Source organism: Geodermatophilus normandii (assembly GCF_003182485.1).
Lineage (GTDB): Bacteria > Actinomycetota > Actinomycetes > Mycobacteriales > Geodermatophilaceae > Geodermatophilus > Geodermatophilus normandii.
In genome coordinates this window covers 1,205,864-1,219,261 of record NZ_QGTX01000001.1, presented here as the reverse complement: position 1 = coordinate 1,219,261, position 13,398 = coordinate 1,205,864, and the positions used below count along the sequence as shown (strand labels likewise).

19 protein-coding genes are annotated in these 13,398 nt (G+C 75.6%); 8 read left to right on the top strand and 11 right to left on the bottom strand.

The window, feature by feature from the left end; all coding sequences use genetic code 11:
* Positions 1-217: 217 nt before the first annotated feature.
* Positions 218-847, bottom strand: coding sequence for a superoxide dismutase (locus JD79_RS06050; protein WP_110004790.1), 630 nt, complete (start codon positions 845-847; stop codon positions 218-220).
* A gap of 170 nt (positions 848-1,017) precedes the next feature.
* Here JD79_RS06050 and JD79_RS06045 point away from each other — a divergent pair, with 170 nt between their 5' ends.
* From JD79_RS06045 to JD79_RS06035, 3 genes are all read left to right on the top strand, one after another.
* Positions 1,018-1,530, top strand: coding sequence for a VOC family protein (locus JD79_RS06045; protein WP_110004789.1), 513 nt, complete (start codon positions 1,018-1,020; stop codon positions 1,528-1,530).
* Between the two features lie 74 nt (positions 1,531-1,604).
* Positions 1,605-2,408 carry an SDR family NAD(P)-dependent oxidoreductase gene (locus JD79_RS06040; RefSeq protein WP_110004788.1) on the top strand — a complete coding sequence of 268 codons (804 nt, stop codon included), beginning with the start codon at positions 1,605-1,607 and terminating at the stop codon, positions 2,406-2,408.
* 22 nt (positions 2,409-2,430) lie between these two features.
* On the top strand, positions 2,431-2,994 hold the full coding sequence (locus JD79_RS06035; RefSeq protein WP_211307884.1) for a GNAT family N-acetyltransferase: 564 nt from the start codon (positions 2,431-2,433) through the stop codon (positions 2,992-2,994).
* Here the strand turns inward: JD79_RS06035 and JD79_RS06030 are convergent.
* Complete coding sequence (locus JD79_RS06030) at positions 2,978-3,424, bottom strand: rhodanese-like domain-containing protein (protein ID WP_110004787.1); 447 nt, start codon at positions 3,422-3,424, stop codon at positions 2,978-2,980. The genes JD79_RS06035 and JD79_RS06030 overlap by 17 nt on opposite strands.
* Positions 3,425-3,550: 126 nt before the next feature.
* Here JD79_RS06030 and JD79_RS06025 point away from each other — a divergent pair, with 126 nt between their 5' ends.
* Together JD79_RS06025 and JD79_RS06020 are read left to right on the top strand one after the other, a co-directional pair.
* On the top strand, positions 3,551-4,216 hold the full coding sequence (locus JD79_RS06025) for a GntR family transcriptional regulator (RefSeq protein ID WP_425454165.1): 666 nt from the start codon (positions 3,551-3,553) through the stop codon (positions 4,214-4,216).
* The gene (locus JD79_RS06020; RefSeq protein WP_110004785.1) at positions 4,200-5,222 is read left to right on the top strand and encodes a 1-aminocyclopropane-1-carboxylate deaminase; all 1,023 of its coding nucleotides are present in this window, start codon (positions 4,200-4,202) and stop codon (positions 5,220-5,222) included. The genes JD79_RS06025 and JD79_RS06020 overlap by 17 nt, the downstream gene beginning before the upstream one ends.
* A 10-nt stretch (positions 5,223-5,232) precedes the next feature.
* Here the strand turns inward: JD79_RS06020 and JD79_RS06015 are convergent, their stop codons facing one another.
* The 6 genes from JD79_RS06015 to JD79_RS05990 form a co-directional block, all read right to left on the bottom strand.
* A complete protein-coding gene (locus JD79_RS06015) occupies positions 5,233-5,691 on the bottom strand; it encodes a hemerythrin domain-containing protein (RefSeq protein WP_110004784.1) in 459 nt (152 codons plus the stop codon).
* 145 nt (positions 5,692-5,836) lie between these two features.
* Entirely contained in the window at positions 5,837-6,130 is a 294-nt protein-coding gene (locus JD79_RS06010; protein ID WP_110004783.1) for a DUF1622 domain-containing protein, read from the bottom strand.
* Entirely contained in the window at positions 6,127-6,525 is a 399-nt protein-coding gene (locus JD79_RS06005) for a DUF1622 domain-containing protein (RefSeq protein ID WP_110004782.1), read from the bottom strand. Before JD79_RS06005 ends, JD79_RS06010 begins: the two co-directional genes overlap by 4 nt.
* Before the next feature lie 30 nt (positions 6,526-6,555).
* Entirely contained in the window at positions 6,556-7,254 is a 699-nt protein-coding gene (locus JD79_RS06000) for a serine aminopeptidase domain-containing protein (RefSeq protein WP_110004781.1), read from the bottom strand.
* Positions 7,251-7,457, bottom strand: a complete 207-nt coding sequence (locus tag JD79_RS05995) for a hypothetical protein (RefSeq protein WP_110004780.1) — start codon at positions 7,455-7,457, stop codon at positions 7,251-7,253. The genes JD79_RS06000 and JD79_RS05995 overlap by 4 nt, the downstream gene beginning before the upstream one ends.
* Positions 7,458-7,494: 37 nt before the next feature.
* Positions 7,495-8,517 carry an NADP-dependent oxidoreductase gene (locus JD79_RS05990; RefSeq protein WP_211307883.1) on the bottom strand — a complete coding sequence of 341 codons (1,023 nt, stop codon included), beginning with the start codon at positions 8,515-8,517 and terminating at the stop codon, positions 7,495-7,497.
* Between the two features lie 98 nt (positions 8,518-8,615).
* Here JD79_RS05990 and msrA point away from each other — a divergent pair, with 98 nt between their 5' ends.
* The 3 genes from msrA (at position 8,616) to JD79_RS05975 (ending at position 11,424) form a co-directional block, all read left to right on the top strand.
* Entirely contained in the window at positions 8,616-9,269 is a 654-nt protein-coding gene (gene msrA, locus JD79_RS05985) for a peptide-methionine (S)-S-oxide reductase MsrA (RefSeq protein WP_110007472.1), read from the top strand.
* Between the two features lie 116 nt (positions 9,270-9,385).
* Positions 9,386-10,318 carry a haloalkane dehalogenase gene (locus tag JD79_RS05980; RefSeq protein ID WP_245899791.1) on the top strand — a complete coding sequence of 311 codons (933 nt, stop codon included), beginning with the start codon at positions 9,386-9,388 and terminating at the stop codon, positions 10,316-10,318.
* On the top strand, positions 10,315-11,424 hold the full coding sequence (locus JD79_RS05975; protein WP_110004779.1) for a class I SAM-dependent methyltransferase: 1,110 nt from the start codon (positions 10,315-10,317) through the stop codon (positions 11,422-11,424). Before JD79_RS05980 ends, JD79_RS05975 begins: the two co-directional genes overlap by 4 nt.
* 21 nt (positions 11,425-11,445) lie before the next feature.
* Here the strand turns inward: JD79_RS05975 and JD79_RS05970 are convergent, their stop codons facing one another.
* The 3 genes from JD79_RS05970 to pucL are packed head-to-tail and all read right to left on the bottom strand — an operon-like array spanning position 11,446 to position 13,297.
* A complete protein-coding gene (locus JD79_RS05970) occupies positions 11,446-11,883 on the bottom strand; it encodes a GNAT family N-acetyltransferase (protein WP_110004778.1) in 438 nt (145 codons plus the stop codon).
* Positions 11,884-11,886: 3 nt separating this feature from the next.
* Entirely contained in the window at positions 11,887-12,381 is a 495-nt protein-coding gene (locus JD79_RS05965) for a phosphoribosyltransferase (protein WP_110007470.1), read from the bottom strand.
* A gap of 10 nt (positions 12,382-12,391) precedes the next feature.
* A complete protein-coding gene (gene pucL / locus JD79_RS05960) occupies positions 12,392-13,297 on the bottom strand; it encodes a factor-independent urate hydroxylase (protein ID WP_110004777.1) in 906 nt (301 codons plus the stop codon).
* Between the last annotated feature and the right edge of the window lie 101 nt (positions 13,298-13,398).

Below are 13,398 nucleotides of genomic sequence, written 5' to 3'. Positions count from 1 at the left end.
GGTGCCGACCAGCGTCGTCGGCAGGACGGCGGCCTCGGTCTTCGACAGGTACACGGGGGCCTCACAGGGCTGCGCTGCAGGGGGCGGGGGAGGGTCTCGTTCCTGGTCTGCCCGCCGGGGGTGTCACGGTCGGGCCAGCCCGTGGCCCGCGCGGGCCGAGGTGAGCCTCGCCTGGGCCGTCCCGGGGCCGCGGGCGGTCCGCGGCCCCGGGATCGGCTCAGGCCGCCGGGACGACGAGCCCGGCGGTGGCGGTGCGGGCGTTCGTGAAGCGCCGGGTGACGTCGGCCCAGTTGACGACGTTCCACCAGGCCTTCACGTAGTCGGCCTTCACGTTCTGGTACTGCAGGTAGAAGGCGTGCTCCCACATGTCCAGCATCAGCAGCGGGACCTGCCCGACGGCCAGGTTCCCCTGGTGGTCGTGGAGCTGGAAGATCAGCAACTTCTGGCCGACGGAGTCCCAGGCGAGGATCGCCCAGCCCGACCCCTGCACCCCGTTGGCGACAGCGGTGAAGTGCGCCTGGAACGCCTCGAAGGACCCGAACTGGTCGGCGATCGCGGTGCCCAGCTCGCCGTCGGGCCGGTCGCCGCCGTCGGGGCTCATGTTCGGCCAGAACACCGAGTGGTTGACGTGCCCGGCCAGGTTGAACGCCAGGTTCTTCTCGTGCAGGTTCGCCGTGCCCAGCCCGTCGTTCTCCCGCGCCTCGGCGAGCTTCTCCAGTGCGGTGTTCGCCCCGGTGACGTAGGTCTGGTGGTGCTTGTCGTGGTGCAGCTCCATGATGCGGCCGGAGATGTGCGGCTCCAGTGCCCCGTAGTCGTAGGGCAGGTCCGGGAGCACGTACTCGGGCATGGGGTTCCCTCCGTCAGGCTGGGTGGACGCTCCTCGTCCTGCCCGGCGGAGGTGTCACGTCGGGGCCGACCCGTGGCCCGCGCGGGCCAGGGGAGCGGCCGCCGTCGCGCTGTGGCTCCCGACCCGCGCAGGTACTTGAACGTTCATCGACATCGGCGCACACTGGGGTCATGCCGGTCCAGCGCCTCAACCACGCCGTCCTGTACGTCCGCGACGTCGAGCGCAGCACCGCCTTCTACCGCGACGTGCTCGGCTTCCGGGTCGAGGCCGAGATCCCCGGCCGAGCGGTGTTCCTGCAGGCCGAGGGCTCGACCAACGACCACGACCTCGGCCTGTTCGCCGTCGGGGCCGGCGCCGGCCCGTCGCAGGCCGGCCGCGCGAGCGTCGGGCTCTACCACCTCGCCTGGGAGGTCGACACCCTCGCCGAGCTCGCCCGGATCCGCGGCGCGCTCGTCGCCGCCGGGGCGCTGGTCGGCGCCTCCGACCACGCCACCACCAAGGCCCTCTACGCGCAGGACCCCGACGGGCTGGAGTTCGAGGTCTCCTGGCTGCTGCCGGCCGGGCTGATCACCGACGACGTCCGCGCGCAGGCCATGGCCATCCGCCCGCTGGACCTCGACGCGGAGATCGCCCGCTACGGCGCGCAGACCCGCGGCGGGCTCGGCGTCTCCGTCCCGGTCTGAGCCCATGGGTCGGACGCCACCGGACCGGGCATGACCCGGGGCGACCGCAGCCGCGACCGACCCCGGGAGCTCCCGTGACCCTGCCGACCGCCCGTCCCCTCGCCCTCGTCACCGGCGCCTCCAGCGGCATCGGCCTGGAGCTCGCCAAGCAGTTCGCCGAGCACGGCTACGACCTCGTGGTCGCCGCGGAGGACGACGAGCTCGACGCCGCCGCCGAGACACTGCGCGGCATGGGCGCCGCCGTCTCCCCGGTCCGCGGCGACCTGACGAGGTACGAGGACCGCGAGCTGCTGATCGCCGCCGTGCGGGGGGCGGACCGGCCGCTGGCCGCCGCGGCGATCAACGCCGGTGTCGGCGTCGGCGGGGCGTTCGTGGACACCGACCTCGACGCCGAGCTGGGCATCGTGGCGCTCAACTGCGGGTCCACGGTGCACATCGCCAAGCGGGTCGCGCAGGACATGGCCGCCGAGGGTGAGGGCCGGATCCTGTTCACCTCCTCGGTGGCCTCGCAGGCGCCCCAGCCGTTCCAGGCCGTGTACGGCGCGAGCAAGTCCTTCGTGCAGCACCTGGCGCTGGCACTGCGCGAGGAGCTCTCCGACCGCGGCGTGAGCGTCACCGCGCTGCTGCCCGGGCCCACCGACACCGAGTTCTTCGACCGCGGGGACCTCACCGACACCCGGATGGGCGCCACCGACGCGAAGGACGACCCCGCGCTGGTCGCCCGCCAGGGCTTCGAGGGCCTGATGAAGGGCGAGGCCTCGGTGTTCGCCGGGTCGCTGGCCAGCAAGGCGATGGGGCGGCTGTCCGCACTCACGCCCGGCAACGTCGCGGCCAAGCTCAACCGGAAGATGACCGAGCCGGGTTCCGGGGAGAGCTGACCCCTCCGGCACGATCGGGGGCGTGACCGAGCCCGTCGAGGTGCCCGCCGGCCCGCTGCTGCTGCGTCCGTGGCGGGCCGGGGACGCCCCGGCCGTCCTCGCCGCCCTCACCGACCCGGCCACCCGCGTCTGGAGCAACCCCGGCCGGGTCGCCACCCTCGACGACGCCCGCTGGTGGGTCGCCCGACGCGCCGACTGGAGCGGCGGGGGGATCGCCGCCTGGGCGGTCGCCGACGCCGGCACCGGCGAGCTGCTCGGCTCGGTGAACCTGCACTCGATCGACCGGGACCAGGGCGACGCCGAGGTCGGCTACTGGACGGTGCCCGCCGCGCGCGGCCGGGGCGTGGCGCCGCGGGCCGTGGACGCCGCCGTGCGCTGGGGCTTCGCCGAGCTCCCCGTCGACCGCGTGGAGCTGGTGCACGCCGTCGAGAACCCGGGGTCGGGCCGGGTGGCCGAGAAGGCCGGGTTCACCCTCGAGGGCCGGCTGCGCCGCTCCTACCGGTACGGCGACGGCGTCAAGCGCGACGAGCTGCTGTGGGCGCGCCTCGCCGGCGACGACGTCCCCGACCTCAGCACCCGCAGCTGACCGTCCGCGGGGCGGTCAGCGGGTCGACGTCGGGCCGGGTGACGCCGTCCGCGGTCGCCACCGGCAGCCCCTCACGGGCCCAGTACTCGAAGCCGCCGATCATCTCCCGCACCCGGTAGCCGAGCAGCGCCAGCGCGAGCGCGGCCCGCGTGGCGCCGTTGCAACCCGGGCCCCAGCAGTAGGTGACCACCGGGACGGACCGGTCCAGCTCGGCCTCCGCCCGCGCCGCGACCTCCCGGCCGGGCAGGTGCACGGCGCCCGGGACGTGCCCCTGGTCCCACGCCTCGCGGCTGCGGCTGTCGAGGAGGACGAAGCCCGGGGCGCCGGACTCCAGCGCGGCGTGTACGTCGCTGACGTCGGTCTCCACGGCCAGCCGGCGGGCGAAGTGGGCGGCGGCGTCGGCGGGGTCGGTGCTCCAGTCGCTGGTCACGCCGCCGATCGTGCGGGCCGTCGTCCGCCGGGACGAGGCCTCCGCCTGCCAGCGACCGCACGAGAACGGCCTGTGCAGGGCTGTCGGCCTTGACAGGACGGGCCTCTGACATCTGAGATGTCAGTTGTGCCCGCACCGCTGGTCCCCGTCGGCCGGGTGCTGCTGCGCGACCAGGCGCTGGCGCGGATCCGGACCGCCATCGTGAGCGGCGAGCTCGCGCCGGGCGCGGTAGTCAAGGACGCCGACCTCGCCGCCCGCCTCGGCCTGTCGGTGGCCCCGGTGCGGGCCGCGCTGACCCGGCTGGTCGACGAGGGGCTGGTCGAGGCCAAGCCGCAGAGCCACACCCGGGTCACCCCGCTGCGGCCGCGGCAGGTGCGCGACGCCGCCGTCGTCGTCCGGGCCATGCACGAGCTGGCCGCCCGGGAGGCCGCCGGGACGGCGACCGCCGACGACGTCGACGCCATGCGCGCGGCCAACGCGCGGTTCGCCGCCGCGGTGGACGCCGGCGACCTCGACGCCGCGCTCGACGCCGACGACGACCTGCACGCCGTCCTGCTCGCCCGCGCCGGCAACCCGGCGCTGACCGCGACCGTCGAGCGGTTCACGCCCGCGATCCGCCGGCTGGAGCGGGCCCGCTTCGCCGCGGCGCACGGCCGGGGGTCCGTCGTGCTGCACGACCGCCTGATCGCCGCCTGCGCGGCCGGGGACGTCGACGCCGCCGTCGCCACGACCACCGAGATCTGGACGGCGCTGCTGTCCGAACTGGAGGAGACCGATGACGAGCCTCGCTGACTTCCCCCGCACCCCCCTGCTGTTCGGGCCCTCGCCGGTGCACCGCCTGGACCGGCTGACCGCGCACCTGGGCGGCGCCGCGGTCTGGGCCAAGCGGGAGGACTGCAACTCCGGCATCGCCTACGGCGGCAACAAGACCCGCAAGCTCGAGTACCTCGTCGCCGACGCGCTCGCGCAGGGCTGCGACACGCTCGTGTCCATCGGCGGCGTGCAGAGCAACCACACCCGGCAGGTGGCCGCCGTCGCCGCGCACGTCGGCCTGGCCTGCGTGCTGGTGCAGGAGAGCTGGGTGGACTGGCCCGACGCGGTCTACGACAAGGTCGGCAACATCCTCGTCAGCCGGCTGGCCGGGGCCGACGTGCGGCTGGTGAAGGCCGGGTTCGGCATCGGTTTCAAGGAGAGCTGGGAGACCGCGCTCGCCGAGATCGAGGCGCGCGGCGGCAAGCCCTACGCCATCCCGGCCGGCGCCAGCGACCACCCGCTCGGCGGGCACGGCTTCGCGAACTGGGCGCTGGAGGTGGCGCGGCAGGAGGCCGAGCTCGGTGTCTTCTTCGACACCGTCGTCGTCTGCTCGGTCACCGGGTCGACGCAGGCCGGGATGGTCGCCGGGTTCGCGCTGCTGGAGGAGCAGGGCGGCCGGCCGCGGCGGGTGCTCGGCGTCGACGCCTCGGCCAAGCCCGCCGAGACCCGCGACCAGGTGCTGCGCATCGCGCAGCGGACGGCGCGGGCCATCGGTGTGCAGCGCGAGCTGACCCTCGACGACGTCGAGCTCGACGAGCGCTTCCACGGCGGCGTCTACGGCATCCCCGACGCGGCGACGATCCGCGCCATGGAGACGGCCGCCCGCACCGAGGGCATGGTCACCGACCCCGTGTACGAGGGGAAGTCGATGGCCGCGACGATCGACCTGGTCGGCCGGCGCGAGATCGACCCGTCGTCGACCGTGCTCTACGCCCACCTCGGCGGCCAGCCCGCGCTCAACGGCTACAGCGCGCTCTTCTCGTGAGCCGTCAGCGCTAGGGAGTCCCGTCCCCGGCGCCCAGCAGGGCGACCGTGCCGGGGAGCCGGTCCAGGGCGGCGGCGATCCGGCGCTCCTCGAAGGAGAAGTGCGACTCCACGATCGCCGCCAGGCCCTCGAGCTCGCCGGCCAGCCGCGGCGAGGCGCCCGCGTCGAGGAGCTCGCCGGCCAGCTCCTCGACGCGGCCGAGGATGCCGGAGATCCACACGTGGTCCTCGGCCATCTTGTCGAGCACCGGCGCGAGCTCGGGGAAGCGCTCGGCCAGCGCGGGGAAGGCGCCGGCGTCCTCCCCGGTGTGGTGGGCGGTCAGCGCGGCGCAGAACGCCAGGCAGTGGGCGGGCAGGGTGCGGCGGGCGTCCGGGGAGGTGCCGCCGGCCGCGGCGGAGCGGAGGGCGCGCAGGTCGGCGCGCAGCGAGTCGTGGACGCGGCGCAGCTCGGCGCCGAGGGGAGAGGCCATGCGGGGTCCTGTCCGGGGGAGGTGCGGGGGAGGGCGGGGACAGGACGACGGAGGCGGGGCGCGGGCCCGCCGCGGGCTCACCCGGCGGCCGGGGACCCGATCCGTGCGCGGCGCGAGGCCGACCCGGCAGTCACGGCCGGGGACGCTAGCGGCCCCGGTTCCCCGGGGCAACGGCCGGCAGGGACAGCGTCCGCCCGCCGGCCCGCAGTCCGGCCCCGATCAACCGCCGCAGCAGCACGACCGCCGCCGCGGTGCCCAGCGAGGTCCACGTCGGCTCGGCGGCCAGGCGCAGCAGCCCGGCCGCGAGCAGCAGGTCGAGGAACACGCCCAGCGCGAGTGCCGGGCTCCGGGTGGCGGCCAGCGCCACCGTCCCGGCGACGAGGGCCAGCGCGCTGACGCCGAGGGCGAGCAGGCCCGGGACCGGGCCCAGCGAGGTCACACGCCCCGCCCACGGTGCTCCGCCGAGGCCGGGTCGGGCGCCGGTGCTCCCGCCTCCTCGGCCACCTGCCGCCGCTCCTCGGCGATCTCCCGGGACAGGAAGTAGTTCAGCGCCGTGCGGATCGCCGCCACCGCGGCCAGCTGGCCGAGCTCGCGGAAGCTCGGCGCCACCGCCGTCCGCAGCACGTCGCTGGCCAGCTGGAACTCCAGGCCGAGGGCCAGGAAGCGCCCGAGGGTGAGCCGCACGGGGACGAACGCCGAGGTCCCGCCCCGGCGCAGGCCCACCCACACGAAGCGGGCGAACGCCCACACCGCGCCGATCAGGATGACCGCGGCCCCGCAGGCCTCGACGACGGTGACCAGGACACCGACGACGTCGGCGAGCAGTTCCTCCACGCGCGTCCCCTACCCGGGTGGCTCCGGCGATCACAGCGGGACGGCGAGACCCTCCGGAGCCGGCGCGTCCAGGGCGGCGCGCACGTCGCGGGGCAGCGCGGCCAGGCCGGCCCCGGCCAGGACGACGTCGCGGACCAGCGCGTGCCACCGGCCGACCGCGCGCACCATCCCGTGCCCGCCGGGCAGTGTGAACCGGGCGACCCGCACGCCGGCCCGGTGCGCGCGGACGGCGTACTCCTCCGACAGCCGCGCGGGCACCCAGCGGTCGCCGCGCCCGTGCGCCAGGACGACGGTGCGCCCGCGCAGGTGGGCGACCGGCTCGCCCGGCGGCGTCCACGGTGCCAGCCCGCAGACGGCGGTCACCGACGGGTCGTCGCCGGCCCGCAGCACCGCCCGGCCGCCCATCGAGTGCCCGACGAGCACCACCGGCACGCCCCCGTGCCGCTCGCGCACCTGGTCCAGGGCCCAGCGGACGTCGGCGTGCGCGTCGGCGGCCGCGCCGTTCCAGCCGGCCACGCGGTAGCGCACGACGTAGGCCTCCACCCCGCGGCCGGCGGCGGCGCGGGACACCGCCTCCTGGATCGCGCGCATGCGCACCAGCGACAGCGCCCGTTCCCGCGGTGGCTCCACGCTGGCGACGGTGCCGCCGTGGGCGAAGACGGCGACCGCGCGGGTGGGCGCGGTCGCCGGGGTGTGGTCGAGGGCGGGGACCCGGGCGGCGGTCGTCACCGGCGCCGGCGGCCGCCACCGCGCAGCCGGGCGCGGGCCCGGTCGCCGAGGTCGCCGGCCTGCAGCAGCGCCCGGCTGACCGGGGTGGACCCGCCGCGCCGCTCGAGCGCGTGCCCGATCCGCCGGAGGAGCCCGGTGGCGAGGGGGACGAGCACGGTCACGATGAGCCAGACGCGCAGGCGCCGGGTGAGGAAGAGCCACATGGGCAGCCCCTTCCCGGCACCTGCGGCGCGCAACCGCTCAGTCGGGGTCGGGTGCCAGCCGGACGACCATCTTCCCGGTGTTGGCGCCCTTGAGGAGGTCGAGGAAGGCGGGGACGGCGTTGTCCAGGCCCTCGTAGACGGTCTCCCGCACGACCAGGTCGCCCGAGCGGATCCACCCGGACACCGTCTCGGTGAACTCGGCCCGCAGGTCGTTGTGGTCGCCCACGAGCAGGCCGGTCACCGCGAGCCGCTTGCTCACCATGAGCGCGCTGAAGTTCTTCGGGCCGGGCACCGCCTCGGTGGCGTTGTAGCCGGAGATCGAGCCGCACAGCGCCGCGCGGCCGTGCACGTGCAGCGCGCCGAGCGCGGCGTCGAGGTGCTCGCCGCCCACGTTGTCGAAGTAGACGTCGATGCCGTCGGGCGCGGCCCGCGCGAGCAGGTCCGCGACACGCCCGTCGTGGTAGTCGAAGGCGGCGGTGAAGCCGATCTCGCGCAGCCAGGCAACCTTCTCCGGGCTGCCGGCGCTGCCGATCACCGCCGAGGCGCCGCGCAGCCTCGCGAACTGGCCGACCGCGCTGCCCACGGCCCCGGCCGCGCCGGACACGAACACGGCGTCGCCCTCGCGGAAGGCGGCCACCCGGAACAGCCCGGCGTACGCGGTCTGCCCGGGCATGCCGAGGATGCCGAGGGAGTAGGTCAACGGCAGGTCCGCGTCGGCCGGCAGTTGCCGGACCGCGCGGGCGTCGAGGACGGCGACGTCGCGCCAGGCGGCGTCGGTGAGGACCAGCGCGCCCTCGGGGACGTCGGGGGAGCGCGACTCGACCACCCGGCCGACCGCGCCGCCCTTCATCACCTCACCGACCTCCCACGGCGCCGCGTAGGACGGGCCCAGCCGCATCCGCCCGCGCATGTAGGGGTCGACCGACATGGCGACCATCCGCACCACCACCTGGCCCTCGACGGGGTCGGGGTGCTCGACCTCGACCAGCGCGAAGTCCTCGGGGGTGGGCTCGCCGTGGGGACGGGCGGCCAGGTGCCACTCGCGGGCGGTGATCGGCACGGGGCGCTCCCTGCGTCGTCGGGTGGGTCGGGACCGATCCTGCCGCCGTCGCGACGGCGGCGGTCCGGCGGGTGGCGCGGCGGTCCTACGCTCGGATCATGTTGTTCTCCCGGTACAAGACCCAGCCGGTGACGCAGGACGACGCGCTGCCGGGTCGACCCGATCCCCTGCCGCACGTCCCGGAGACCCACGCGGTGAACGGCAACCGCATCCAGCCGCCGTTCCCCGAGGGGATGCAGACCGCCGTCTTCGGCGCGGGCTGCTTCTGGGGCGTCGAGAAGGTGTTCTGGCAGGTGCCGGGCGTCTACTCCACCGCCGCCGGCTACGCGGGCGGCTACACGCCCAACCCGACCTACGAGGAGGTCTGCTCGGCGCGCACCGGGCACACCGAGGTCGTCCTCGTCGTCTTCGACCCCGCCGTCGTCAGCTACGGCGAGCTGCTCAAGGTGTTCTGGGAGGACCACGACCCCACCCAGGGCATGCGCCAGGGCAACGACGTCGGCACGCAGTACCGCTCGGCGATCTACTTCGGCACGCCCGAGCAGGAGGCCGCCGCCCGTGCCAGCCGCGACCAGTACCAGGAGCGGCTGAAGGCGGCCGGCTACGGCGAGATCACCACCGAGATCGCCCCGCTCGGCGAGTTCTTCTACGCCGAGGACTACCACCAGCAGTACCTGTTCAAGGTGCCCAACGGCTACTGCCCGGTGCACTCGACCGGGGTGAGCTGCCCCGTCGGGCTCCCCGGCGTCTGAGGAGGGACCACCCTTCTCCCCGGACCCCATGCGCTCGGCCCCGGGATCCTGGAGGGTGGCCGGGCATAGGAAGCTCTACGCACGTCTCGCGCCGCTGGAGGTGCGTGGAGCTTCCCATGCCCGAGGGGGTGCACGTGGACGTCGTCCGCACGCCGGAGGAGCGGTTCGCCGCGCTGCCGGACTTCCCGTACCCGCCCACCTACGTCACGTTCGACGGCGGCGACGGCACGATGCTGCGGGTGGCGGTCGTCGACACCGGCCCCGTCGACGGCGAGGTGGTGCTGCTGCTGCACGGCGAGCCGTCGTGGTCCTTCCTCTGGCGCCGGGTGGTCCCCGAGCTGACCGCGGCCGGGCTGCGCGTCGTCGCGCCCGACCTGGTCGGCTTCGGCCGCTCCGACAAGCCCACCGACCCCGCCGCCTACTCGTACGCGGCGCACGTGGAGTGGATGCGGCAGACGGTGTTCGAGGGCCTCGGCCTGGTCGACGTCACGCTGGTCGGGCAGGACTGGGGCGGGCTGATCGGCCTGCGGCTGGTGGCCGAGCACCCCGACCGGTTCGCCCGGGTCGTCGTCGCCAACACCGGCCTGCCCACCGGCGACGCCCCGATGAGCGAGGCGTTCCTCGCCTGGCAGCGGTTCGCCACCACCGCGCCCGCGTTCGACGTCGGCCGCGTGGTGTCCAACGGGACGGTCACCGGCCTGCCGCCCGAGGTGGTCGCCGCCTACGACGCGCCGTTCCCCGACGAGGCGTCCAAGGCCGGCGCCCGCGTCTTCCCGAGCCTGGTGCCCACGGCGCCCGACGACCCCGCCGCGCCGGCGAACCGCGCCGCGTGGGAGGTCCTCGCGCGCTGGGAGAAGCCGCTCCTCACGGCGTTCTCCGACGCCGACCCGATCACCGGCGGCGGGGACCGGGTCTTCCAGCGGGTCGTCCCCGGCGCGCAGGGCATGCCGCACACCACCCTGCGCGGCGGCGGGCACTTCCTGCAGGAGGACGTCGGCCCGGAGCTCGGCCGCGTGGTCGCCGCGTTCGTCGCCGCCACGCCCCGGTGAGCCCCGGGGAGGTCCTCGCGGAGCTGCGCCGGGAGCCCGACGTCGAGGCGCCGGACCTGGTCGCCGTCGACGCCACCGACCGGCTGCTGCTCGACACCGCGGAACGGCTGCCCGAGCAGCGGGTGGTCGTCGTCGACGACGCGTACGGCGCGCTCACCCTCGGCGCGGTCGCGGCCGGGGCGCGCGACGTCCGGGTGGCCCAGGACCTGCTGGTCGGCGAGCGGGCGCTCGCGCTCAACGCCGAGCGCTGCGGCCTGGCCGGCACGTACCGCCCCGCGCCGCTGGACGCCGGGCTCTTCGACGGCGCGACCCTCGTGCTGGCCCGCGCGCCCCGGGCCCTCGACGCGCTGCGCGAGCTCACCGAGCTGGCCGCCGCGACCGCCGACCCCGACGTCACCGTGCTGGTCGGCGGGCGGGTCAAGCACATGACCCTCGGCATGAACGACGTGCTGCGGGCCGGGTTCACCGAGGTCTCGGCCACCCTGGCGCGGCAGAAGTCGCGGGTGCTGGTGGCGCGCGGGCCGCGGCCGGACGTGCGGCCCTCCTTCCCCCGCTGCCGGCACGACGACGCCCTGGACCTCGACGTCTGCGCGCACGGTGCGGCCTTCGCCGGCAGCCGCGTCGACGACGGCACCCGGCTGCTGCTCGGCGCGCTGCCCCAGGCGGCCACGGGCGCCCGGACGGCGCTGGACCTGGGCTGCGGGACCGGCGTGCTGGCCGCCGCGCTCGCCCGCGCGCGGCCGGACCTGACGGTGACGGCCACCGACCAGTCGGCCGCCGCGGTCGCCTCGGCGCGGGCCACGCTGGCACGCGCCGGGCTCGGCAGGGTGCGCGTCCTGCGCGACGACGCCGCGTCGACCCTGCCCGACGGCAGCGTCGACCTCGTCGTCTGCAACCCGCCGTTCCACCTGGGTGCGGCGGTGGTGACGGCGGCCGCCGACCGGCTGTTCACCGCCGCCGCGCGGTTGCTGCGGCCCGGCGGCGAGCTGTGGACGGTCTACAACAACCGGCTGCCGCACCGGGCGGCACTGCGGCGGGTCGTCGGCCCGACCCGGGCCGCCGCGAACGACCGCCGGTACACCGTGACGGTGTCGGTCCGCGGGTAGGCGCGCTCCCGCCGCCCCCGCTCAGAGGGTCAGGGCGAGGACCGGCTCGTCATCGGCCGTCTCGCCGGTGGGCACGAACCCCAGCGACCGGTAGAACGGCTCCGGGCTGCCCTCGCCCGCCACGACGCTCACCCGCAGCACCGGGACGCCCTGCGCCCGGACGTGGTCGGCGACGAGCGCCACGACCTGCCGGCCGATGCCCCGTCCCTGCGCGGAGGCGTCGACCATCAGCCGCCACAGCATGTGCCCGAGTTCCTCGGGGGAGTCCCAGAGCATCACGAAGCCGACGAGGCGCCCGCCCGTCCGCACCGCGCGGCACCAGGCCTGCGGGTACACGTACGCCTCGGCGAGGGACACCGCGTTCGGTGCCACGAGGTGCTCCTGCCCGGGCGCGACGCGCAGGTCGCACACGGCGCGGACGTTCTCCGGGGTGATCGGCTCCAGCTCGACGGCGTCCACGGCTCAGTGGGCGGGGCGGGCGCTGCGGGTGCGGACCGGCGGCTGGGACGACCACGGGAAGTCGATCCAGGCGTCGGTGCGGCGCCACACGTAGTCGCACCTCACCAGCGACCGGGACTTCTCGTAGACGACGGCCGTCCGCACCGCCGACACGTAGCCGGCGCAGAAGTCGCGCACCAGTTCCAGCGTCTTGCCGGTGTCGGCGACGTCGTCGGCGACCAGGACGTTCGCGCCGGTCAGGTCGACGGCGTCCAGCGTCGGCGGCAGCACCACCGGCAGGTCCAGCCGCTCGTCGACGCCGGTGTAGAACTCCACGTTCATCACGAAGAGGTTCTTGACGTCGAGCGCGTAGCCCAGCGCCCCGCCGAGGAACAGCCCGCCGCGGGCGATCGACAGGATCAGGTCGGGCTCGAAGCCGTCGTCGGCGACCTGCTGGGCCAGCTCGCGGGCCGCCGTGCCGAACAGGTCGTAGGTCAGGACCTCGCGCTCGTCGCTCACGGTCCCCACCTCAGCAGAAGCCGGGCGTGCCGAGCCACGCGACCTCGGCCGGGGGCACGTCGTCGCGCAGCACGGCGCCCTCGATGAGCCCGTAGGGCCGGTCGTCGGCGTGGTAGACGACGGGGGAGCCGGACGCGGGGGTGTTGTCCAGGCCGTACGCCGACAGGTCCTGCAGGAAGTGGTGCCGGTTGGGCATCGACATCCGCACCTCGGCGACGTCGCCGAAGCGCTCGAGCACCGCCTCGCCCATCGCGTACAGCGTCTGCTGCAGGGCCAGGGAGTGGGTCGCGGCGAAGGTCTCGAGCAGCGTCGTCCGGACGCCGGCGAAGGTGGCGTCCCAGTCCAGCCCGGCCGACGTGTAGCGCCAGCGGGCGGTGACCGCGGTGGCGAGGACGCGGTCGCGGGTCTCGGCCAGCGTCGTGTAGCGGTCGCGCGGGAAGCCCCGGAACTCCGAGCCGGTGGTCTTGAGGACGACGAGGTCGGACAGGCCGGCGAGCACGTGCACGTCGTCGCCGTCCGCGGTCACCACGGCCGTCCGGACCTCCCCGCCGGGGCGGCGGAAGGCGTGCTCGTGCGGCTGCCCGCCGACGGCGATCCGCTCCCAGCCGTAGGACTCCACGGCCACCCGGGCGCCGGTGATCCAGTCGTAGGAGCCGGCGAAGTGGCGGGCCAGGCGCAGGCCGAAGGCCTCCGGCGAGCCGACGCCGTCGCGGGCGAGGGCGAAGACGGTGTTCTTCTGCGCGTCGGTGGTGAGGACGTGCGCGTTGTCGCCGTCGGTGTGCGCGGCGGCGAAGTCCCCGCGCAGGCTGCTGCTGACGTTGAGGTCCACCAGTTCGTGCCGGGGGGAGCTGCGGTCGACCGCGACCACGCGGACCTCCGCCTTCCCGTACTGGTTGGGTCCGAGCACGATCGCCATGCCCCGCAGCCTGCCCCACGCGGGTTGCGGGGGTGTTGCACGGGAAGGACCCCCTGCCCCCCACCGCTCGCAGGCTCGCGGCCGGACCCTGCAGGGGCCGG